This window comes from Cronobacter malonaticus LMG 23826, assembly GCF_001277215.2.
GTDB classification, from domain to species: Bacteria; Pseudomonadota; Gammaproteobacteria; order Enterobacterales; family Enterobacteriaceae; genus Cronobacter; species Cronobacter malonaticus.
This window is the reverse complement of the sequence record NZ_CP013940.1, coordinates 1,901,985-1,923,579: the sequence shown is the minus strand read 5'-3', so window position 1 is coordinate 1,923,579 and position 21,595 is coordinate 1,901,985. Positions and strand designations below refer to the sequence as shown.

The following is a 21,595-nucleotide window of genomic DNA, read 5'->3' as shown; positions in this document are numbered from 1 at the left end:
CACAATATTTTTTAAAGATTACTTTACATTCACTTGAATTATTAAAATGGCGCACTCTAGAATAGTTAGAGCACTAACGAATGGATAACCGCCGTGGATACGCGTGACCTGACTTTCTCACATTTGCTGTGGATGACCGCCCACCACTGGCGTCTCGCGATGGATCGTCGGCTGAAAGGGCTTGGTATGAGCCAGGCGAGCTGGGTGGCTGTCGCCGCGATTGCGCGCCATGAAACGCCGCTGTCGCAGGGCGAACTGGCGCAACAGCTCGGCGTGGAGAGCGCGACGCTGGTGCCATTGCTGAATCGCCTGGTGGAACAGCAGCTTGTGGAGCGTGTGACGCCGCCAGGCGATCGCCGCAAACGGCTGCTGGTCGCCACACCACAAGGCCAGGCGCTGTTTGAAAAGGTGAAAGTCGAGGCAGACAGCCTCAGGGAGACTATCCTTTCCACCATTCCCCCGGAAGAACTGGCCGTCACGCGTCGCGTACTGGACCGTTTGTTGCAGGAAATTGAAAAACAGTAATGCGATCGGTGAAACACGACCCTTATGCGCCGCGTGAGTGGGCGCCCCATGAAAAACCGATGCTGCTCGGCTCGCCGTCGACGCCGCACCATCCGCCCTATAAGCGCATCGCCTATGGCATCGTCGGGCTGCTGGTGTGTCTGACCGGCGCGCTCGGTAACGCCATGGTCACGGCGAACCTGCAAAATTTGCAGGGCACCTTCGCCGCCTGGTCGACGGAAATCGCCTGGCTGCCCGCGGTCTATGTCATGACCAACGTCTCCATCAACCTGCTGCTGGTGAAGTTTCGCCAGCAGTACGGGCTGCGCGCCTTTACCGAAGGGTTTCTGGTGCTCTATGTGCTGGTGACGTTTTTCCACCTGTTCGTTAACGATCTCAACACCGCCATCATGGTGCGCGCCGCGCACGGCATGGTGGGCGCGGCGCTAAGCTCGCTTGGTATCTATTACCAGATCCAGGCCTGGCCCGCGAAGCATCGCCTGAAGGCGCTGACCATCGGTATTACCGGTTCGCAGCTGGCGATCCCCATCGCCCGCCTTTTCTCCACCGAGCTGCTGCAACTGGAGGAGTGGCGCGGTCTGTATCTGTTTGAGCTGGGGCTGGCGCTGATTTCACTCGCCTGCGTGATTGCGCTGAAACTGCCGCCGGGCGATCGCCGTAAAGTGTTTGAGAAAAAAGATTTTATTACGTTCTTACTGATGGCACCCGGCATGGCGCTGCTCTGCGGCGCGCTGTCGCTCGGGCGGCTCGACTGGTGGTTTGAAGCGCCGTGGATAGGCTGGGCGCTCGCCGCCTCTCTGGTGCTTATCCTCGCCGCTATCGTGTTTGAGCATAACCGCACCAACCCGCTGCTGAACACCCGCTGGCTCTCCAGCGGCAGTATTGTGCGCCTCGGGCTGATTATGGTGCTGATCCGCATCGTACTGGCGGAGCAGAACACCGGCGCTATCGGCTGGTTGCAGTATATCGGTTTGCAGAATGAGCAGATGACTAACCTGGCGCTGGCGATTCTGGCGGGTGTCATTTGCGGCATCGTCACCAGCGCGCTCACTATCAACCCGCAGAAAACCGTCTGGCCGATTATGGTCTCGCTGGCGCTGATGATTGTCGCCTCGCTGATGGACAGCCAGGCCACCAGCCAGACCCGCGCCGACCAGATGCTGATAAGCCAGTTTTTGCTCGGCTTCGGCAGCGCCTTTTTCCTGGCACCGGCGATGCTCGCGGGCATTGGTGGTGTTATCGCCGATCCGCGCAACCTGGTGAGCTTCTCCGTGCTGTTCGGCATGAGCCAGAACCTGGGCGGGCTTATCGGCTCGGCGCTGCTCGGCACCTTTCAGACCTGGCGGGAGAAATATCACTCCAGCCTGCTGGCCGACCAGCTCTCCTCGCTCAGCCCACTGGTGAACGAGCGGATAGCGCAGTACAGCCAGATCTGGAGCAGTCTGCTTAACGACCCGACGCTGTTAAACACCCAGGCGGTGCAGCAGTTGCAGAGCGTGGCGACGACCGAGGCTAATATTCTGGCCTATAACGATACCTGTCTGCTGACGGCGGCCATCGCCGCCTCGACGCTGTTGTGGATTTTCTGGCGGCTTATCCGCCTGCGGCTCGCCGCGCGCCGAGCACTGAAGCAGGCGATGCAGAGCGGCCAGTAACCTGACGATTTTTGACTGACATATTCTGGAGTAGTGATGAGCCAACAAGGCGCCCCGACCCCCGCGTCGCCGGAAAAAAACAACCTGCGCGTGGTTTCCTTTTTCGCCGCCGGTGCCATCGGGCTGGTCGGCCTGCTGGTGATTATGTACGCCTGGCAGCTTCCGCCGTTTACCCGCCACGCGGCCTCGACCGATAACGCCTACGTGCGCGGTATGACGACCTTTATCAGCCCGCAGGTGAACGGCTATATCACCAACGTTAACGTGCAGGATTTCGCGCATGTGAACCAGGGCGACGTGCTGATGACCATCGATGACCGTATCTACAAACAGCGGGTGCATCAGGCGCAGGCGACGCTCGCCATGCGTGAAGCGGCACTGACCAACAACCTGCAACAGCGCCGCAGCGCCGAGGCGACCATCGCCCAGAATAAAGCGGCACTCGCCAGCGCCCGCGCCCAGAGCCTGCATAACCAGGCCGATTTACGCCGCGTCAAAGAACTGACGCAGGATGGCTCGCTGTCGGTGCGCGAGCGCGACGCCGCCATCGCCAGCGCCGCGCAGGGCAGCGCAAGCGTAGAGCAGGCCGCCGCCCAGCTTGAGGTGTCGCGCCAGAATCTGCAAAGCGTGATTGTAAACCGCGCGTCGCTGGAGGCGGATGTCGAAAACGCCCGCGCGGCGCTGGAGCTTGCCGAAATCGATCTGCAAAACACCCGCATTATCGCCCCGCGCGATGGCCAGCTCGGGCAAATTACCGTGCGTCAGGGCGGCTACGTGACTGCCGGCACGCGGCTGACGTCGCTGGTGCCGCCGCAAAACTGGGTTATCGCCAATCTGAAAGAAACCCAGCTTGCCGACGTGAAAACCGGCCAGTCGGTGACGTTCACCGTGGACGCGCTGAACGATGAAAAATTCGAAGGCCGCGTGCAGAGCATCTCTCCGGCAACCGGCGTGGAGTTTAGCGCCATCACGCCCGATAACGCGACCGGCAACTTTGTGAAAATCGCCCAGCGTATTCCGGTACGTATCGAGGTGCTGGGCGACGCCGAAAAACGCGCCCGCCTGCGCCCCGGCATGTCGGTACAGGTGACGATTAACACCCGCAGCGAGGCGAAATAATGCACCGCGCTCTGACACTGCTGACCGCCGTCCTCCTGCTCGCAGGCTGTCATTCCGGCAACGTGGAGCAGGCCCGCCCGTCGCTGATTATTCCACCTGCCTGGCGCGCCGCTGTCGGCCCGTCATCGCCCACAGAAGGCTTCTGGTGGCGCAATTTTCACGATTCGGCGCTGAACCGTTATGTGGACCAGGCGCTGCGCTACAACAGCGATGTGCTGCTGGCCCGCGAGCGCGTTAATCAGTATCAGGCGCAGGTACAGGCGGCACTCGGCGATCGTTTCCCGACGCTCGACGCCGGTTTCAGCGCCGGCCGCAGCCGTTCGCAATCGGCCGCGACGGGTCTGCCGGTGTATGGCGATCTCTACAAAGGCAGCCTGAACGCCAGTTATAACGTCGATATCTGGGGCGAATACGCCAGCGCCGCCGACGCCGCAAAGGCGAGCCTGGAGGCGCAGAAAGCCGCGGCAGCCGCCGCCAACCTAACGGTGGCCTCGCAGGTCGCGAGCGGCTATATCACCTTGCTGGCGCTGGATGAGCAGCTTCGGGTAACGCAAGCGACGCTTAGCGCGCGCGAAGACGCGCTGAAGCTGGCGAAACGCCAGTATGAAACCGGCTACAGCTCACGGCTGGAGCTGATGCAGTCGGAATCTGAACTGCGCGCCACGCGTGCGCAGATCCCGCAGATTCAGCACCAGATAACCCAGCAGGAGAACGCGCTCAGCATTCTCATCGGCCAGAATCCTGGCCCGATCGCGCGCGGCGGTGAATTTGACGTCTTAAGCCCGCTGACTATTCCGTCCCAGCTGCCGTCGTCGTTGTTAAACCGCCGCCCGGATATCGTCCAGGCCGAACAGACGCTGGTGGCGAGCGACGCGCAGCTGCAAGTGGCCAGCGCGCGCCTGCTGCCGGGCATTAACCTCACCGCGTCGGGTTCGCTCCAGGAGAATACCCTGCCGGAACTGCTCGCCAACCCGCTGCGGCTCTGGAGCGTGGGCGCCAGCGTTCTTGCGCCGCTGCTGAACCGCGAGGCGCTGAATGCGCAGGTTGACGTGACCACGTCACAGAAAAATCAGGCGCTTTACAGTTATGAGAGCACAGTGCGCAACGCCTTTAAGGAAGTGAACGACAGCCTCGACGCGGTGCAGCGTCTTGGCGAACAGCTTGTGGAACTTCAGGCGCAGGAGCAGGCCGCGCAGGAGACGGTGCGCATCGCCCATAATCGTTACCAGAACGGGTACGCCTCTTATCTTGATGAGCTGGACGCCCGCCGTACGCTCTTCTCGGCGCAGCTTAACGTGGTGCAGGTGAAAAATAATCTGCTGCTGGCGCAGGTGGATCTCTACCGGTCGCTCGGCGGCGGGTGGCCCGGCGCCGCTGCGCAAAACGATAATCACAGCTATGCTGCTAAGGTAGCCAGTCCGTAATTTCATGCGCCTGCACGGCGCTTTCAGGAGAGCGGTTTGATGCAGCAGCAATGGAGTGAAGTCGATGAATATCTCGCGCAGGCGCTAATTCCCGCCGATCCGCTGATGGCGCAGGTACTTGAGAACAACCGTCTGGCGGGCCTGCCGCCGCATGACGTCTCGCCCTTGCAGGGACAGTTCCTGGGGCTTTTAGTGATGATAACCGGCGCAAAACGGGTGCTGGAAATCGGCACGCTTGGCGGTTACAGCACGCTGTGGCTGGCACGTGCGCTGCCGGAGGACGGGCTGGTGGTGACGCTTGAGGCGAACGCGGAACACGCCGAAGTGGCGGCCGCCAACCTGGCGCTGGCGAGCGTGACGCCGAAAGTGCAGCTGCGCGTGGGGCCAGCGGCGGAGAGCCTGCCGCTGTACGCCGACGAGCCGCCGTTTGATCTGATTTTTATCGATGCCGATAAACCGAACAACCCGCTGTACCTGGAGTGGGCGTTGACGCTTTCACGCACCGGAACGGTGATTGTGGGTGATAACGTGGTGCGCGACGGCGCCGTAACCGATCCGCAGAGCGACGATTTGCGCGTGCAGGGCGTGCGAACGTTTATTGAAATGCTAGGCAACCACCCGCGCCTGCGCACCACCGCGCTGCAAACCGTCGGCAGCAAGGGATGGGACGGTTTTACGTTTGCGGTGGTGAAATAAGTCCGGTTTGATGGGACGGCGGGGTAAGGTTTGGTGGAACGGCGGGTACGGTTTGATGGAGCGGCGGGTGCGGTTTGATGGAACGGCGGGTGCGCTACGCTTACCCGCCCTACGCACAGGTCAATGTGGGTATTGTAGGGTAGGTAAGCGTAAGCGCACCCACCGTTGCCCAATTCAACCACAACTCGAAGCCGCGACTACCTGCGCCGTTCACCCACGAAAAACTCCCCGCTGTCTCCCGCCCAGGTTTTCGGATACAACCCCCGCGCCACATCACGGTGAAACGACGAAAACGGCCAATCGCACACCTGGCGCGCCCAACCATGTTTCACCGGGTTGAAATAGACATAATCCATATGCCGCCGCAGATCCTCTTCGCCACGAATGCCGTGCTCCCAGAAGCGCCGCTGCCAGACCGTGTCTGCCGCACGTTGCGGCGTTAACGCGCGGGTAAACCCCTTTTTAATCTCCTGCCAGCGAACAGAATAATTCATGTCTCCCTCAGGTAGCGTCCAGATGCAGTGCATATGTTCGGGCAGCACCACCCAGGCGTCGATCGTAAAGGGGTAGCGGCGTTTAACCTTTGCGAACTGTTCACGCAACAGATGGATATGACGGCATAACAGAAGGCTTCGGCGGTCGCGTAAGTTGACGGTAAAAAACCAGGTGTTGCCGGGAATATAAAGCCTGCGATAGCGGGACATACGATTCGCCTCCTTCCATGAGACAGTTTGCCGTTTTCATGGTGGGTGCGCTGCGCTTACCCACCCTACGGGGGTTGTCGCGGGTTTATAACATGTACGATGGGCGTTCGCTTTTTGGGGATGTCAGGTTTGCGAGAGAGATTCCGGAACGGCGGGTGCGCTACGCTTACCCGCCCTACGCACAGATTAACGTGGGTCTTGTAGGGTGGGTAAGCGAAGCGCACCCACCTTTACTACATAACGCACCCTTACGCCCCGCTCACCTGCTCCATCGCCTGCAACACGCGCTTGTCGGATACCGGGTATGGCGTGCCAAGCTGCTGGGCGAAATAACTCACGCGCAGCTCCTCGATCATCCAGCGGATCTCCTGCACGTCGTCGTCATCGCGCCGCGCGGGCGGCAGCTTGTTAAGCCACTGCTGCCACGCCTGCTGTACGGCTTCCACTTTGAGCATCTGTGCGCGGTCGCGGTGCGGGTCAACGGCCATCTTCTCAAGCCGTTTTTCAATGGCATTAAGATAACGGAGCGTATCGCCGAGGCGCTTATAACCGTTGCCGGTGACAAACCCGCGGTACACCAGCCCGCTCATCTGCGCTTTGATATCAGAAAGACCGAGCGCCATCGTCATATCCACGCGCCCTTTCAGGCGTTTATTGATGCTAAAGACCGCCGTCAGGATCTGTTCAACCTGTTTTGCGATATCCACCACGGTATCGTTCAGCTGCGCGCGCACTTTATCGTGAAGCTGCGCAAAGCCCGTTTCGCTCCATACCGGCCCGCCGTTCTCGGCGATAAGCTTATCGACGCCGCAGGAGATGCAGTCGTCAATCAGATCCAGCACCTTGCCGTACGGGTTGAAATAGAGCCCCAGCTTGGCTTTGTTCGGCAGTTTCTCGTGCAGATATTTAATCGGCGACGGAATGTTCAGCAGCAGCAGACGGCGCAGGCCGCGCCACATGGCGTGCTGCTGCTCCTGCGGGTTATCGAACAGCCGGATGCCGACGCTCTCTTTCTCATCCACCAGCGCCGGGAACGCTTTCACCTGGTAGCCGCCGCGCTTCTGCTCATAGCGCTCAGGCAGCGTGCCGAAGCTCCAGATATGCAGCCCGCTCTGCTCAATGCCGTCATCCGCCACCGCCGAAAGCGTCTCCTGCACTTTCTCTTTCAGACCCTCTTTCAGCGCGTGGAGATCTTTGCCCTCGCGCAGCTTGCGGCCCTTGTCATCCACCACCCGGAAAGTCATTTTAAGATGATCGGGCACCTGTTCGGCCTGCCACGCCTCACGGTCAATCGTCACGCCGGTCATGCGGCGCAGTTCGCGCTCCAGCGCGTCCAGCAGCGGCAGCTCCAGCGGCGTAACGCGGCCTAAAAACGCCTCGGCGTAATTGGGCGCCGGAACGAAATTGCGGCGCACGGGTTTTGGCAGCGATTTGATCAGCGCGATGATGAGTTCGCGGCGCATTCCCGGCACCTGCCATTCGAAGCCCGCGTCTTCCACCTGGTTTAACAGCGGCAGCGGAATATGGACCGTCACGCCGTCGGCGTCGCCGCCTGGCTCAAACTGATAGGACAGGCGCAGCTTCAGGTTGCCCTGATGCCAGAAGTTCGGGTAATCGAGCTTGCTGACCTTCTCCGCGCCCTCTTTAATCAACATGCTCTTTTCGAAGTTGAGCAGATCCGGCGTTTCACGGCTCGCCTTTTTCCACCAGCTGTCGAAGTGGCGCGCGGAAATCGCATCAACACTGATGCGCTGATCGTAAAACTCAAACAGCGTGTCGTCGTCCACCAGAATGTCGCGGCGACGCGATTTATGCTCCAGCTCCTCCACTTCGGCGCGCAGTTTCTGGTTCTCGCGGAAAAAGGCGTGGCGCGTCTGCCAGTCGCCTTCCACCAGCGCGTGGCGGATGAAAAGCTCTCGCGAAAGCACCGGATCGATCTGGCTGTAGTTGACGCTGCGCGCGGCCACGATCGGCAGGCCGTAGAGCGTGACTTTCTCGCTCGCCATCACGGCACCCTGCGCGCGCTCCCAGTGCGGTTCGCTGTATGAGCGCTTAATCAGGTGCTGCGCCACCGGTTCGATCCACTCCGGATCGATACGCGCCGCAATGCGGCCCCACAGGCGGCTGGTTTCCACCAGCTCCGCCACCATCACCCACTTCGGCGGCTTTTTAAACAGCCCGGAGCCGGGGAAAATGGAGAAACGGGCATTGCGCGCGCCGGTGTACTCCTGTTTATCGGCGTCTTTCATGCCGATGTGCGACAGCAGGCCGGTCAACAGCGCCGTGTGCACCTCGCGGTAGCCCGCCGGTTCGCTGTTTACCGGAATGCCCAGCTCTTTCACCACCTGGCGCAGCTGGGTGTAGATATCCTGCCATTCGCGCACCCGCAGGTAATTAAGGTAATCGGTACGGCACAGACGGCGGAACTGATTGGACGACAGCGCTTTCTGCTGCTCGCCGAGGTAATTCCACAGGTTCACGAAAGCCAGAAAATCGGACTCTTTATCATGGAAGCGGCGGTGTTTTTCATCCGACGCCTGCTGTTTATCGAGCGGCCGCTCGCGCGGGTCCTGAATCGACAGCGCCGAGGTGATGATCATCGCCTCGCGCACGCAGCCATGCTTTTGCGCCTCCAGCACCATGCGCGCGAGACGCGGGTCCACCGGCAGTTGCGAAAGCTGACGGCCCAGCGGCGTCAGTTTATACACTGACGCCTGCGCGTCGGTGGTGATAGCGCCCAGCTCTTCCAGCAGACGCACGCCATCCTGAATGTTGCGCTTATCCGGCGCTTCGACAAACGGGAACGCCGCGATATCGCCAAGCCCCAGCGCCGTCATTTGCAGAATGACGGACGCCAGGTTGGTGCGCAGGATCTCCGGGTCGGTAAATTCCGGGCGCGAGAGGAAATCATCTTCCGAATAGAGACGAATACAGATGCCTTCCGAGACGCGCCCGCAGCGGCCTTTACGCTGGTTGGCGGACGCCTGAGACACCGGCTCAATCGGCAGACGCTGCACTTTGGTGCGGTAGCTGTAACGGCTGATGCGCGCCGTCCCCGGATCTATCACATATTTAATGCCCGGCACGGTCAGCGAGGTTTCGGCGACGTTGGTCGCCAGCACAATGCGTCGCCCGGCATGCGGCTGGAAGACGCGGTTCTGTTCGCTGTTGGAGAGCCGCGCATAGAGCGGCAACACCTCGGTGTGCGGCAGGTTGAGTTTCATCAGCCCGTCGGCGGTGTCGCGGATTTCGCGCTCGCCGCTCATAAAGATCAGGATATCGCCCGGCCCTTCGCGGCCAAGCTCTTCTACGGCATCGAAAATCGCCTGTAGCTGGTCGCGCTCGGTGTCGTCTGCTTCTTCCACAATCGGGCGATAGCGCACCTCAACCGGATACGTACGGCCAGAGACTTCAATAATCGGCGCGTTATTAAAGTGGCGCGAGAAACGCTCGGGATCGATGGTCGCCGACGTAATAATGACTTTCAGATCCGGGCGCTTTGGCAGGAGTTCGCGCAGGTAACCCAGCAGAAAATCGATGTTCAGGCTGCGCTCATGCGCCTCATCGATGATGATGGTGTCGTACTGCATCAGCAGACGGTCCTGCTGGATCTCCGCCAGCAGAATACCGTCGGTCATCAGCTTAACCATGGTGTTGTCGCTGACGTGATCGCTAAAGCGGACTTTATAACCGACACAGCCGCCCGGCTCGGTTTGCAGCTCTTCGGCGATGCGGTTCGCCACGGTACGCGCCGCGAGACGGCGCGGCTGGGTGTGGCCGATAAGCCCTTTCACGCCGCGCCCGAGTTCCATACAGATTTTCGGCAACTGGGTGGTTTTCCCGGAGCCGGTCTCCCCCGCCACGATCACCACCTGGTGGTCGCGCACGGCATTGAGAATATCCTGTTTCTTCTGGCTGACCGGCAGGTTTTCCGGGTACGTAATGGCCGGGCGCGCCGCTTCGCGCAGCAGGACTTTCCCTGCCGCCTCGCTCATCTCCTGAGAGAGCTGTTCGAAAAGCGCCTGCTGAGATTCAGTATTTTTAATCTTTTTAGCCCCGTGGAGGCGACGGGCGAAGCGGCTTTTATCGCGCAGCATCAGCGAGTCGAGATGTGCCATCAGGGCAGGGAGAGTAATATTTTGTTTTTCCATCATTGTGTTATACGGCCTGTGCACGGCCCGTTAAATCTTAGGGTTTCGTTAAGCGTAGAGTACCACACCGCTTTCTGGCGCGCCTTGTTCAAAAATTTAGAACATAGACTTCGATATATTGCGCTATCACTGTAATCGGTTTGTGAATAGAGTTGTCGTCAGGCAAGGGGCAACGGCCCTGACAACCAAATCAAAAAGGAACATCCCATGAGCAAAGTACTCGTTCTGAAGTCCAGTATTCTGGCAGGTTACTCCCAGTCCAACCAGCTTTCCGACTACTTCGTAGAGCAGTGGCGTGAAAAGCACAGCGCGGATGAAATCACCGTGCGTGACCTGGCGGCGAACCCGGTGCCGGTACTGGATGGCGAGCTGGTTGGTGCCCTGCGTCCGTCAGACGCGCCGCTGACCCCGCGTCAGCAGGACGCGCTCTCGCTCTCTGATGAACTGATTGCTGAGCTGCAGGCGCACGACGTGATTGTTATTGCGGCGCCGATGTACAATTTCAACATCCCGACCCAGCTGAAAAACTACTTTGACCTGGTGGCCCGCGCTGGCGTGACGTTCCGCTACACTGAGAAAGGCCCGGAAGGTCTGGTGACTGGCAAACGCGCTATCGTACTGACCAGCCGCGGCGGCATCCATAAAGATACCCCGACCGATCTGGTCACCCCGTACCTCTCCCTGTTCCTGGGCTTTATCGGTATCACCGACGTGAACTTCGTGTTTGCCGAAGGCGTGGCTTACGGCCCGGAAATGGCGACCAAAGCGCAGAGCGACGCCAAAGCCGCTATCGACGCGCTGGTCTCTGCGTAATCAGACGGCCAGACGAAAAAACCGCCCTCCGGGGCGGTTTTTTTATGGACGCAGCCCGCGTTACGCCACCACCCACGGCGTTTCATCGAGCGCAAACACCAGCGTGTTATCGCGCACCTGGTAGGGAATGGTGTAGGTTCGCGGATCGTGCATATCGCGATCGCCGCACGGCTCGAAATAGTGCACCAGACAGCGGAACGTAAACGTGCGGTCGGTAATGTCGGTTATCTCGAACGACTCCGGCTGATAGGCGTAGCGGATATCGTCCGGGTGCTCGGACATCACCAGATGTTTAAACAACCCGGCGTTAGCGCGCAGCACCTGCGCAATAGCCGGTAACGATGACGCCTGCGCGTCGTTCAGCGGCAGAGTGTATTCGGTTGTCATGACGTTTCTCCTGTAAGCGTGTTTGCCGAGCCTGACACAGGCGCGCAGCCTCGTCTGTTACCCGTGGGGAGTAGCGGTGTTATTTTTTCATCCATTGCCCATTGATGCCGCGGACATATTCGCCGGGTTTACTGCGCGCCACCAGCTTCTGTCCCGCCATTTTCGCTACTTCATCGACCGGCAATCCGTTCTGTTGGGCGACGTCGCGGTAACTTTCTGCCCGCGCCTGATTAATGCGCGCCACCAGCGCCGCCGTTTCCCCATCCTGCGCCACCGGCGCGAGATAACCGGTGAACGTTTCGCCCACGCGCCCCTGCGCGCGGGCCTCGTCAAGCGTCAGCGCGTAGCTGACAGGGCTTGCCAGCAGCAGAGCCAGCATCACGACCAGCAGGCTTTTCATTGGCCGTCTCCTCAGAAGAGATCGCTGCGGCTTTGCAGCAACGCTTCGACGTCTTTATCCACTTTGATATGGATATCGTGTTCAATTTTGACGTTCATATTAATGGTAATCGGCTCTTTGGGCGCCGCCACCTCAATACGCGGCGTACAGCCGCACAGTGCCAGGATGATGACGCCTGCCATCAGCGTGATTGCGGTTTTCATGGTTGTTCCTCGCAGGTCTTCCCTGACGTTGCCTTGCAACGCGCGGCGGGCAGCGTCGCGTGTTGCTCAAGCCAGGACTGTAAATTATCGCCGAAACGTAAACTGCGCCACAGCGTGAATAGATTTTCCTGATGCTGATAGTTAAGCCGCACGCCGCTGGTTTTGCCGTCCACATGGCTTTCGCCCTGGAACTCCGAACGCATGCGCAGCACGCCGAGGTTATCAACATCCAGCCGCGTCCAGGAGCGGGAGATTTCCATATAGCGCAGCCAGTTGACCGCCGCCGCGGCCGCCGCGTTATCCCGCGCCATCGCGTCCGCCATCTCTTTATCCATGCGCAGCGTCAGCGGGCCGGGGCTGGTAAGCCAGCCGTCATGCACAATCCATTGCGGGTTATCGACCCACAGCGGCAGCGCGCCGTTAATGGCGCCCGAGAGCGCCACCTGTTTGACGTTGGTGGCGGTAATCAGCTCGCTCGACGAAATATTTTCAAGGCGCAACAGCGCGGCCGTGTGCTGCGGCAGGCGCAACTGCTGCATACGAATTTTGCCGCCGAGCAGCGACGCGCTGACGTCGCTTAACACCAGCGGATTCGCCTCGCTCCACGGGTAGCCGCCCTGGAGTGACGCCGTGATATCCCGCGCCGGCACCTGGCTTTGGATCTCCGCGATGTTCAGTCGCACCGGCCCGCGCGTGCCGAGCTGCCAGGTGGAATCGCGAAAGCGGAACGGCAGCACGAAGTCCACGCCGTTAAACTCGTTGTCTTTGGTCCAGGCGCTGCCCTGTTTCACCACGCCGTGACCGCCCGCTTCGAAGCCCTGGCCTGCGGCGGCGGAAAACGCCACCTGCGCGTAAAAGCCGCCGTCGCGCAGCAGCAGCTTCCAGTCTGGCGGCAGCAGCGGCTGGAAAACCGCGAGCGGCTGCGGCGACCACCAGGCCTGCCCGCGCAGGCGCTCGCCGTCCCAGCGGCCATTGACGCGCACCGGGCCAATCTCACCCGCGTGTAGATCGCCTTTAAACTGGAACGCGCTCGGGTCGCGCCCCTGAACGCTGAAATTAAGCGTTGACGGCGGCAGGCTGGCACCGCTGGAAAAGCGCGTGGCGCCGGCGTCCAGCTTCAGCGCGCCCTCCAGCGCCTGAGTTGCGGCTCCCCGCGCCCAGCGCACCGGGGTGCTGAGCGCCAGTTGCGGATGGTCGACCGTCATGCTCCCGTAGTGCCACTTATCGAAACGCGTGTTGAGTTCACTGAGCGTGATCACCTCATCGCGCCACTCGCCGCGCCCGCCGACAGACCAGCGCGACTGCATCGGTTCAAAGGTGCCGTTGCCCCAGTAGCGCCAGCGCCACAGGCCAACGTCAGGCAAAAAATCTTCGGCGCGGCCATCGAGATGCAGCAGCATATCGCCCTGGCCGGGCTCGCTGGCGCGGGCGATAGCCTGTAACCGCCCGTCGATGCCTTTTTCCGTGACCGTGACGCCCGCGAGCGGCCAGCGGATCTCTTCGATATTCAGCGCATCAATGATGCGCCCGCGCGAGCGCAGCAGCGCGCCCGGCATAAAATGCAGCGCAGGCGACAGCAGCGGGCCGCGCAGCATGGCGGGGAGGCTTGCGTAAAACGCCAGCGCGTCCTGTTTAGCTTCGCCGGTGATGCGCAGCGGCATCGCGCTCTCGCGCAGGCTCAGAGTGCCGGGGCCGAAGGTCATCACCGCGTTGCCCTTCCCGGCATTCCCCTGCGTCACCACATTCACGCGCCCGCTAATGCGCGCGGCATCCAGCCCGCCGCGCCAGTTTTCCACGCGCAGCGCGGCGCGACCGCTCAGCGGAAAGCCCTCGTACGGCCAGCGCCAGCGCCCGTCGCTGAAGGCAAACGAGTCGTGACCGGCCTGCCACGGGAGATCGAGCAGCGGATCGGGATCGTCCTGCGCAAAGAGTAATAACTGCCCTTCGCCGCCTCGCCACGTCACTTCGGCGCGGGCGTCATGCGGTGCCTGCGGCAGCGAAAAGCGCGCCTGCGCCTCGCCTTGGGTTGGAATGCCGTCCGGCATCAGCCCTAACGTGAAATCGCCAAGCAGCGACACCGGCGGCTGGCCGTCAAAGAGGTACAGACGCAGGCGCTCCACCTTCAGCGCCTGCCCTTCGAGCCTGGCGCTCACGTCCAGCTTGTCGCCGGTAAACGCGACGCGCTGCGCCTGCGGACTCAGGCTCGCCCTGAGCGCGCCGTCATAATCCGGCAGGTCGGCGAGTTTAAGACGCGCTATCTCCACCTCGCTTTCCGGCAGCATCGCCTGCCACTGCGCGAGCGTGCGCGGCGCGCCGGGCGCCGGGTCGTCAGGTATGGCGCTGAAGCAGCCGGTGTTGAGAGTGAGCGCGTCCAGATGCAGCCGCCAGCGCGTCGGGTGGCTCAACACGACATTTTGGGCGTGGGCGAGTTCGCAATCGCTCGCGAAATAACGCAAATCCGGCAGCACAATAGCGGAGCGGGTCAGGCGCGGGCGCTGCTCCAGCGCGATGCGCGTCCCCTGCGGCAGCCAGACGCCCGCGAGCGTCGGTAGCCAGTAGCCCGCGGTTAACAGCAGCGCCAGAGGCAGCAGCACAACCAGAAGTAATAAAGCGATGACGGCTCTGTATTTACCCTTCATGGGCCGTTAATATCCTGATTCAGCGAGAAATTATGCCGAAGAAAGCCGTTATTCTGACAGCTTTGCCGGGCGAGGTGAAGCCAGGGCGGCTATGAAAGCATAGTTGACCTAGAATTAGAGGTAAGCAGCTGTTCAACCATTAATTTTTAAACTTTGTACGAATTTTTTAATTATGCTAACGTGATCACAGAAAATCACTGGAGAAAGTCTTATGAAACTGGCGGTTTATAGCACAAAGCAGTACGACAAAAAGTATTTGCAGCATGTTAACCAGGAATATGGCTTCGATCTTGAATTTTATGACTTCCTGTTAACCGAGCGCACGGCGAAAACCGCCATTCATTGCGACGGCGTCTGCATTTTCGTTAACGACGACGCCAGCCGTCCGGTGCTGGAAGAGCTGAAAAAGCATGGCGTGAAATTTATCGCGCTGCGCTGCGCGGGCTTTAACAACGTCGATCTCGACGCGGCAAAAGAGCTGGGGTTAAAAGTCGTTCGCGTCCCGGCCTACTCGCCGGAAGCCGTGGCCGAGCACGCGGTGGGCATGATGATGTGTCTCAACCGCCGCATTCACCGCGCGTATCAGCGCACCCGTGACGCTAACTTTAACCTCGAAGGGCTGACCGGCTTTACGATGTACGGCAAAACCGCAGGCGTTATCGGCACCGGTAAAATCGGCGTCGCGGCGCTGCGCATTCTCAAAGGCTTTGGCATGCGCCTACTGGCGTTCGATCCGTACCCGAGCGCCGCCGCGCTGGAGATTGGCGTTGAATATGTCGACCTGCCGACCCTGCTCGCGGAATCTGATGTCATCAGCCTCCACTGTCCGCTGACGCCGGAAAACTACCACCTGCTGAATCAAAGCGCCTTCGAGCAGATGAAAGACGGCGTGATGATCATCAATACCAGCCGCGGTGCATTGATCGATTCCCAGGCCGCGATTGAAGCGCTCAAACGTCAGAAAATCGGCGCGCTTGGCATGGATGTGTATGAAAACGAGCGCGATCTGTTCTTTGAAGATAAATCCAACGATGTGATTCAGGATGACGTGTTCCGCCGTCTTTCCGCCTGCCATAACGTGCTATTCACCGGCCACCAGGCATTTCTGACGGAAGAAGCGCTGATCAGCATTTCTGAAACCACGCTTGGAAATCTGCGCCAGTTGGAACAGGGCCAGCCCTGCCCGAACGAGCTGGTGTAACACCGCCGACGCGCCGCCTGGCGCGTCGCGTTTTTTACCTCAGGGAGACGCTCATGAAAAAAATCCTTTTCACCTTGCTGGCGGGAATGACGCTCGCCGGTTGCCAGAACACGGCGACGTCAAACGTGACGCCTGAAACGCTGCAACACCACCGCTACGTGCTGCAAACCGTCAACGGCGCGCCACTGGACTCAACGCGCCGCGTGCCGGAGCTGAGCTTTGGCGAGCGTATGCATGTCTCCGGCAGCATGTGCAACCGCTTTATGGGTCAGGGTGAACTGCATGGCGATACGCTGAAGGTGCAGGGGCTCGCGTCAACGCGCATGCTGTGCGCCGAGCCGCAGCTCAACGAGCTGGATAAGCTGATTAATGAGATGTTAAGCCAGGGAGCGAAGGTGAGCGTGGAGAAACAGCAGCTCACCCTGAAATACCGCCAGTACAGTCTGGTCTATAAACTGGCGGATCTGATGTCGTAATCAGTAGGCGGCGCAGGCGCCAGAGGCGAGCGCCGCTTCACTGCAACGTTTGCCGTTGGGCAGTGCGCACATGCCGGTGGAGGTGCCGTCAAGCTGGCGCGCGACCGACAGCGAGCCTCCGACCATCGCGCAGTTCGCCTGCCCTGCGCTCGACATCGCAGCCCGCATTCCCGGCGGCACATGGGCCGCGGTGGCCTGCTGAACGGGTTCGCTGCTGCATGCCGATAATAATAACGCGGCACATCCTACCCAAAACGCTGCTCGCATGTTTCTCCCCTTTCGTTGACAAGCAAAACCTGAGCATCATAGGCCGCCCGACGCGGCGCGTCGAGATTCCCGCTGCTGCTTTTTTGGACGAAGACACATTTTCTTGCGCTTTTCGGTCTATTTCTCTTGATCCTGCGCATGAAATCATTCACCTCTCGAATAGTCAGTACACAAAAACGAAAATCCCGACTCCGGGGCTTTGCTAAAATTCCCTTATTACTACAGGGTCTGTTGCGTCCGCACAGATCTGACAATGTTGCGCAATGTAAGGGTCTTTTATGATTACTATCGACGGCAACGGCGCAGTCGCTTCAGTCGCTTTTCGCACCAGTGAAGTTATCGCTATTTATCCCATCACGCCGAGCTCCACGATGGCAGAGCAGGCCGACGCCTGGGCCGGCAACGGGATGAAAAACGTCTGGGGCGACGTTCCGCGCGTGGTGGAGATGCAGTCCGAGGCGGGCGCTATCGCCACCGTTCACGGCGCGCTCCAGACCGGCGCCCTCTCCACCTCGTTTACGTCCTCCCAGGGCCTGCTGCTGATGATCCCGACGCTCTATAAGCTCGCGGGTCAGCTGACGCCTTTTGTGCTGCACGTGGCGGCGCGCACCGTCGCCACCCATGCGCTCTCTATTTTCGGCGATCATTCGGACGTGATGGCCGTACGCCAGACCGGCTGCGCGATGCTCTGTGCCTCAAGCGTTCAGGAGGCGCAGGATTTCGCGCTGATCTCCCATATCGCCACGCTGAAAAGCCGCGTGCCGTTTATTCATTTCTTCGATGGTTTTCGCACCTCGCACGAAATCAACAAAATCGCGCCGCTCGCCGATGACACGATCCGCGCCCTGCTGCCGCAGGCGGAGATAGACGCCCACCGCGCCCGCGCGCTCAACCCGGAACACCCGGTGATCCGCGGCACCTCCGCCAACCCGGATACCTATTTCCAGTCCCGCGAGGCGACCAACCCCTGGTATAACGCGGTCTATGACCATGTCGAACAGGCGATGAACGGTTTCGCCGCCGCCACGGGCCGCCAGTACCGGCCGTTTGAGTATTACGGCCACCCGGAGGCCGAACGGGTGATTATCCTGATGGGTTCCGCCAGCGGCACCTGTGAAGAAGTGGTCGATGAACTGCTCACCCGCGGCGAGAAAGTGGGCGTGCTGAAAGTTCGCCTGTTCCGCCCGTTCAGCGCGCGTCACCTGCTGGCGGCGCTGCCGCAGAGCGTCCAGCGCATCGCGGTGCTTGACCGCACCAAAGAGCCTGGCGCGCAGGCGGAGCCGCTTTATCTGGATGTGATGACCGCGCTGGCGGAAGCCTTTAACAGCGGCGAGCGCGACAGCCTGCCGCGCGTCATCGGCGGACGCTACGGGCTTTCCTCCAAAGAGTTCGGGCCGGACTGCGTGCTGGCGGTGTTTAATGAACTGCGCGCAGAAAAACCGAAACCGCGCTTTACCGTCGGGATTTATGACGATGTGACGCATCTTTCCCTGCCGCTGCCGGAGAATACGCTGCCCTCTAACGCGCGCCTGGAGGCGCTGTTTTACGGGCTTGGCAGCGACGGCAGCGTCTCGGCCACCAAAAACAACATTAAAATTATCGGTAACGCGACGCCGTGGTACGCCCAGGGCTATTTCGTTTATGACTCCAAAAAAGCGGGCGGTCTGACCGTTTCTCACCTGCGCGTCAGCGAGCGGCCCATTAACTCCGCGTATCTGGTAAGCCAGGCGGATTTCGTCGGCTGCCATCAGTTGCAGTTCATCGATAAATACCAGATGGCCGAGCGCCTGAAACCCGGCGGTATTTTTCTGATTAACACGCCATACGCGCCGGATGAGGTCTGGCATCAGCTGCCGCAGGAAGTCCAGGCGGTGCTGAATAACAAAAACGCGCGCGTCTTTGTGGTGAACGCCGCGAAAATCGCCCGTGAATGCCAGCTCGGCGCGCGCATCAACACCGTGATGCAGATGGCGTTTTTCCATCTCACGCAGATCCTGCCGGGCGACAGCGCGCTGGAGGCGCTCCAGGGTGCCATCGCCAAAAGCTACAGCAGCAAAGGCCAGGAGCTGGTGGAGCGCAACTGGCAGGCGCTGGCGCTGGCCCGCGAATCCCTCTTTGAAGTGGCGCGCCAGCCGGTGGATGAGACCAGCCACCTGCGCCCGCCCGTGGTCTCCGACGCCGCGCCCGATTTTGTCAAAACGGTGACCGCCGCGATGCTGGCAGGGCTTGGCGACGCGCTGCCGGTCTCCGCGCTGCCGCCGGACGGCACATGGCCGCTCGGCACGACCCGGTGGGAGAAACGAAATATTGCGGAAGCGATCCCCATCTGGAAAGAGGAGCTTTGCACCCAGTGCAACCACTGCGTCGCCGCCTGTCCGCACTCGGCTATCCGCGCCAAAGTGGTGGCGCCGGAAGCACTCGCCGACGCGCCCGCCTCGCTCGCCGCGCTGGATGTGAAGTCGCGCGATATGCGCGGCCAGAAATATGTGCTGCAGGTCGCGCCGGAAGACTGCACCGGCTGCAACCTGTGCGTCGAGGTCTGCCCGGCGAAAGACCGCCAGAACCCGGAAATCAAGGCGATTAATATGATGTCGCGCCTGGAGCATGTGGAAGAAGAGAAACGCAACTACGACTTCTTCCTGGACCTGCCGGAAATCGATCGCAGCTCGCTTGAGCGTATCGACATTCGCACCTCGCAGCTCATCACCCCGCTGTTCGAATACTCCGGCGCATGCTCCGGCTGTGGGGAAACGCCCTATATCAAGCTGCTGACCCAGCTTTACGGTGACCGTCTGCTGATTGCCAACGCCACCGGCTGTTCGTCAATTTATGGCGGTAACCTGCCCTCGACGCCGTACACCACCGACGCGAACGGCCGCGGCCCGGCGTGGGCGAACTCGCTGTTTGAGGATAACGCGGAGTTCGGCCTGGGTTTCCGCTTAACGGTCGATCAGCATAAGGCGCGCGTGCAGCGTCTGCTCACGCAGTTTGCCGATAAACTCACGCCTGCGCTCTATGAGGCGTTGCACGCTGACGCCACGCCGGAAGTGCGTCGCGAACAGATCGCGGAACTGCGCCAGCAGTTACAGGGCGTTGAAGGCGCACAACAGTTGCTGACCGACGCCGACGCGCTGGTGGAAAAATCCATCTGGTTGATTGGCGGCGACGGCTGGGCGTATGACATCGGTTTCGGCGGCCTCGATCATGTGCTGAGCCTGACCGAGAACGTCAATATTCTGGTGCTCGATACGCAGTGCTATTCCAACACCGGCGGCCAGGCGTCGAAAGCCACGCCGCTTGGCGCGGTGACGAAATTCGGCGAACACGGCAAGCGCAAGGCACGTAAAGATCTCGGCATGAGCATGATGATGTACGGGCATGTTTACGTGGCGCAGATTTCGCTGGGTGCGCAGCTTAACCAGACGGTGAAAGCGATTCAGGAGGCGGAAGCCTACCCCGGCCCGTCGCTGATTATCGCCTACAGCCCTTGTGAGGAGCACGGCTACGATCTGGCGCTGAGCCACGATCAGATGCGCCAGCTGACCGCGACGGGCTTCTGGCCGCTATATCGCTTCGACCCGCGCCGCGCCGACGAAGGCAAGCTGCCGCTGGCGCTCGATTCGCGCCCGCCGTCAGACGCGCTGGCGGAAACCCTGCTCACCGAGCAGCGCTTCCGTCGCCTGGACGCGCAGCAGCCGGAGGTGGCCGAACAGCTCTGGAAAGACGCCGCCGCCGATCTGCAAAAACGCTACGACTTCCTGGCGCAGCTCGCGGGCAAAGCCGAGAAAGTCAGCGAGTAATTTAGCGCTTATCTTTATCATCGCCCCTGTTTTTGGCAGGGGCGTTTTCACCCAGTTCCTCGCGGCTTAATACCCGATACCAGGTAAATTTATCGCCGGTCGTGCATTTCACCGCCACGCCGTGTAAATCCCCGTCTTTCAGGAAAAACCCACGGTACTGATTGTCCCCCACCGTTAAATAACGCGCCTTTTCGCCAAGTTCATAAATCGTCTGATAGCGATCGCCGCAGCGAAACGTCGTGCGGGTATCAAACTGATAAAAGGAATTTAATAACGCGCCGGCCAGCGTGCGGACATTCGCTATCATTAATGCCGACAGAATGCAGGTAAATACCACGACAAATATATACTGACTGTCCAGAGAGAATTTGGCGAGTTTCTTACGTTTTTTCAGGTTCGCCTCCATTACGCCTGCAATCACAATCACAACGACATAGGCAATATTCACCACAATGAATGCCGCAAAAAATAACATCATTGACCAGGTGGTATACGGGAGCTGCGCTGCTGAAATATCCCAGGATTCAAGCAACATGCCGCTGGCGATCATTCGGGCAAAAAACAGCACCAGCGCCAGCAGCAGGGTCAGTACTTTGCTCAGTAACGACGCGGCGCGCGGGGAGAGGACCGAAAGGCAAAACAGATAAGACAGAGTCAGGCTAATCGCGCCAAACAAGCAAGAGGCAGCCACCAGAGACCAGACAATAATGCCAGGCGCATGCGCGACCGCCAGTAAAAAGCTTAGGGAGATAGTAAGCATGGCGGTACGAGACAACGACACCGAGGCTTTCACTTTGCTGTACTGCTTGCGCGGCAGGAAACCCTTCAGACGTTTGCGCTCCTGAGTATGAAACGCCGCGCGTCCGTAATAATCGATAATATACGCACACACCCACAGCATATTAAACCAAATGGCCGCACCGACCAGCGACGGGTCATGGGTTTTATTCGCCACGGCCAGAATAAAAAGGGTAATAAACCAGTTAACACACCAGAAAAGAATAAGCGCGGGCATCTGCCACGGCAGTTTGTGCAATAAACCAAACATGACCTTTCCTTAAGTCAGAAAAACCCACACCTTAATGAGAAATATTTTTATCTGCAACCTGACCATAAGGGTGTAATGACGCAACGT

17 protein-coding genes are annotated in these 21,595 nt (G+C 60.0%); 9 read left to right on the top strand and 8 right to left on the bottom strand.

The window, feature by feature from the left end:
• Positions 1-93 precede the first annotated feature (93 nt).
• The 5 genes from AFK66_RS09165 to AFK66_RS09145 are packed head-to-tail and all read left to right on the top strand — an operon-like array spanning position 94 to position 5,419.
• Complete coding sequence (locus AFK66_RS09165) at positions 94-525, top strand: MarR family winged helix-turn-helix transcriptional regulator (RefSeq protein ID WP_007775418.1); 432 nt, start codon at positions 94-96, stop codon at positions 523-525.
• Positions 525-2,180 carry an MFS transporter gene (locus AFK66_RS09160; RefSeq protein ID WP_032983706.1) on the top strand — a complete coding sequence of 552 codons (1,656 nt, stop codon included), beginning with the start codon at positions 525-527 and terminating at the stop codon, positions 2,178-2,180. The genes AFK66_RS09165 and AFK66_RS09160 overlap by 1 nt, the downstream gene beginning before the upstream one ends.
• Before the next feature lie 36 nt (positions 2,181-2,216).
• Positions 2,217-3,299 carry an HlyD family secretion protein gene (locus AFK66_RS09155; protein WP_007775445.1) on the top strand — a complete coding sequence of 361 codons (1,083 nt, stop codon included), beginning with the start codon at positions 2,217-2,219 and terminating at the stop codon, positions 3,297-3,299.
• Positions 3,299-4,723: an efflux transporter outer membrane subunit gene (locus AFK66_RS09150; protein WP_007775446.1), complete on the top strand. Its 1,425-nt coding sequence runs from the start codon at positions 3,299-3,301 to the stop codon at positions 4,721-4,723. The genes AFK66_RS09155 and AFK66_RS09150 overlap by 1 nt, the downstream gene beginning before the upstream one ends.
• Before the next feature lie 39 nt (positions 4,724-4,762).
• The gene (locus AFK66_RS09145; protein ID WP_023898644.1) at positions 4,763-5,419 is read left to right on the top strand and encodes an O-methyltransferase; all 657 of its coding nucleotides are present in this window, start codon (positions 4,763-4,765) and stop codon (positions 5,417-5,419) included.
• A gap of 197 nt (positions 5,420-5,616) precedes the next feature.
• On the opposite strand, the gene AFK66_RS09140 is transcribed toward AFK66_RS09145, so the two are convergent.
• Together AFK66_RS09140 and hrpA are read right to left on the bottom strand one after the other, a co-directional pair.
• On the bottom strand, positions 5,617-6,123 hold the full coding sequence (locus tag AFK66_RS09140; protein ID WP_007775448.1) for an REP-associated tyrosine transposase: 507 nt from the start codon (positions 6,121-6,123) through the stop codon (positions 5,617-5,619).
• Between the two features lie 248 nt (positions 6,124-6,371).
• Entirely contained in the window at positions 6,372-10,277 is a 3,906-nt protein-coding gene (hrpA, locus tag AFK66_RS09135) for an ATP-dependent RNA helicase HrpA (RefSeq protein WP_023898643.1), read from the bottom strand.
• A gap of 204 nt (positions 10,278-10,481) precedes the next feature.
• Between hrpA and azoR the strand changes: the two genes are divergently transcribed.
• Positions 10,482-11,087, top strand: coding sequence for an FMN-dependent NADH-azoreductase (gene azoR / locus AFK66_RS09130; RefSeq protein WP_004386715.1), 606 nt, complete (start codon positions 10,482-10,484; stop codon positions 11,085-11,087).
• A 60-nt stretch (positions 11,088-11,147) separates the two neighbouring features.
• Here the strand turns inward: azoR and AFK66_RS09125 are convergent, their stop codons facing one another.
• From AFK66_RS09125 to AFK66_RS09110, 4 genes are all read right to left on the bottom strand, one after another.
• A complete protein-coding gene (locus AFK66_RS09125) occupies positions 11,148-11,474 on the bottom strand; it encodes a hypothetical protein (protein ID WP_007782222.1) in 327 nt (108 codons plus the stop codon).
• 79 nt (positions 11,475-11,553) lie between these two features.
• Positions 11,554-11,874 (bottom strand): YdbL family probable chaperone protein, encoded by a 321-nt coding sequence (locus tag AFK66_RS09120; protein WP_007782218.1) that lies wholly within the window; start codon positions 11,872-11,874, stop codon positions 11,554-11,556.
• Positions 11,875-11,885: 11 nt separating this feature from the next.
• Positions 11,886-12,077: a YnbE family lipoprotein gene (locus AFK66_RS09115; protein WP_007782217.1), complete on the bottom strand. Its 192-nt coding sequence runs from the start codon at positions 12,075-12,077 to the stop codon at positions 11,886-11,888.
• Entirely contained in the window at positions 12,074-14,716 is a 2,643-nt protein-coding gene (locus tag AFK66_RS09110) for a YdbH family protein (protein WP_023898641.1), read from the bottom strand. Before AFK66_RS09110 ends, AFK66_RS09115 begins: the two co-directional genes overlap by 4 nt.
• Positions 14,717-14,927: 211 nt before the next feature.
• On the opposite strand from AFK66_RS09110, the gene AFK66_RS09105 reads away from it, so the two are divergent.
• Complete coding sequence (locus AFK66_RS09105) at positions 14,928-15,917, top strand: 2-hydroxyacid dehydrogenase (protein WP_004388292.1); 990 nt, start codon at positions 14,928-14,930, stop codon at positions 15,915-15,917.
• A 53-nt stretch (positions 15,918-15,970) separates the two neighbouring features.
• Complete coding sequence (gene hslJ, locus AFK66_RS09100; RefSeq protein ID WP_007782214.1) at positions 15,971-16,393, top strand: heat shock protein HslJ; 423 nt, start codon at positions 15,971-15,973, stop codon at positions 16,391-16,393.
• Here hslJ and AFK66_RS09095 read toward each other — a convergent pair whose 3' ends face one another.
• The gene (locus AFK66_RS09095) at positions 16,394-16,660 is read right to left on the bottom strand and encodes a putative hemolysin (protein WP_032804641.1); all 267 of its coding nucleotides are present in this window, start codon (positions 16,658-16,660) and stop codon (positions 16,394-16,396) included.
• A 278-nt stretch (positions 16,661-16,938) separates the two neighbouring features.
• Here AFK66_RS09095 and nifJ point away from each other — a divergent pair, with 278 nt between their 5' ends.
• Positions 16,939-20,460 carry a pyruvate:ferredoxin (flavodoxin) oxidoreductase gene (nifJ, locus tag AFK66_RS09090; protein ID WP_007782206.1) on the top strand — a complete coding sequence of 1,174 codons (3,522 nt, stop codon included), beginning with the start codon at positions 16,939-16,941 and terminating at the stop codon, positions 20,458-20,460.
• Between the two features lies 1 nt (position 20,461).
• On the opposite strand, the gene AFK66_RS09085 is transcribed toward nifJ, so the two are convergent.
• Entirely contained in the window at positions 20,462-21,508 is a 1,047-nt protein-coding gene (locus tag AFK66_RS09085) for a hypothetical protein (protein ID WP_007782203.1), read from the bottom strand.
• Positions 21,509-21,595 lie beyond the last annotated feature (87 nt).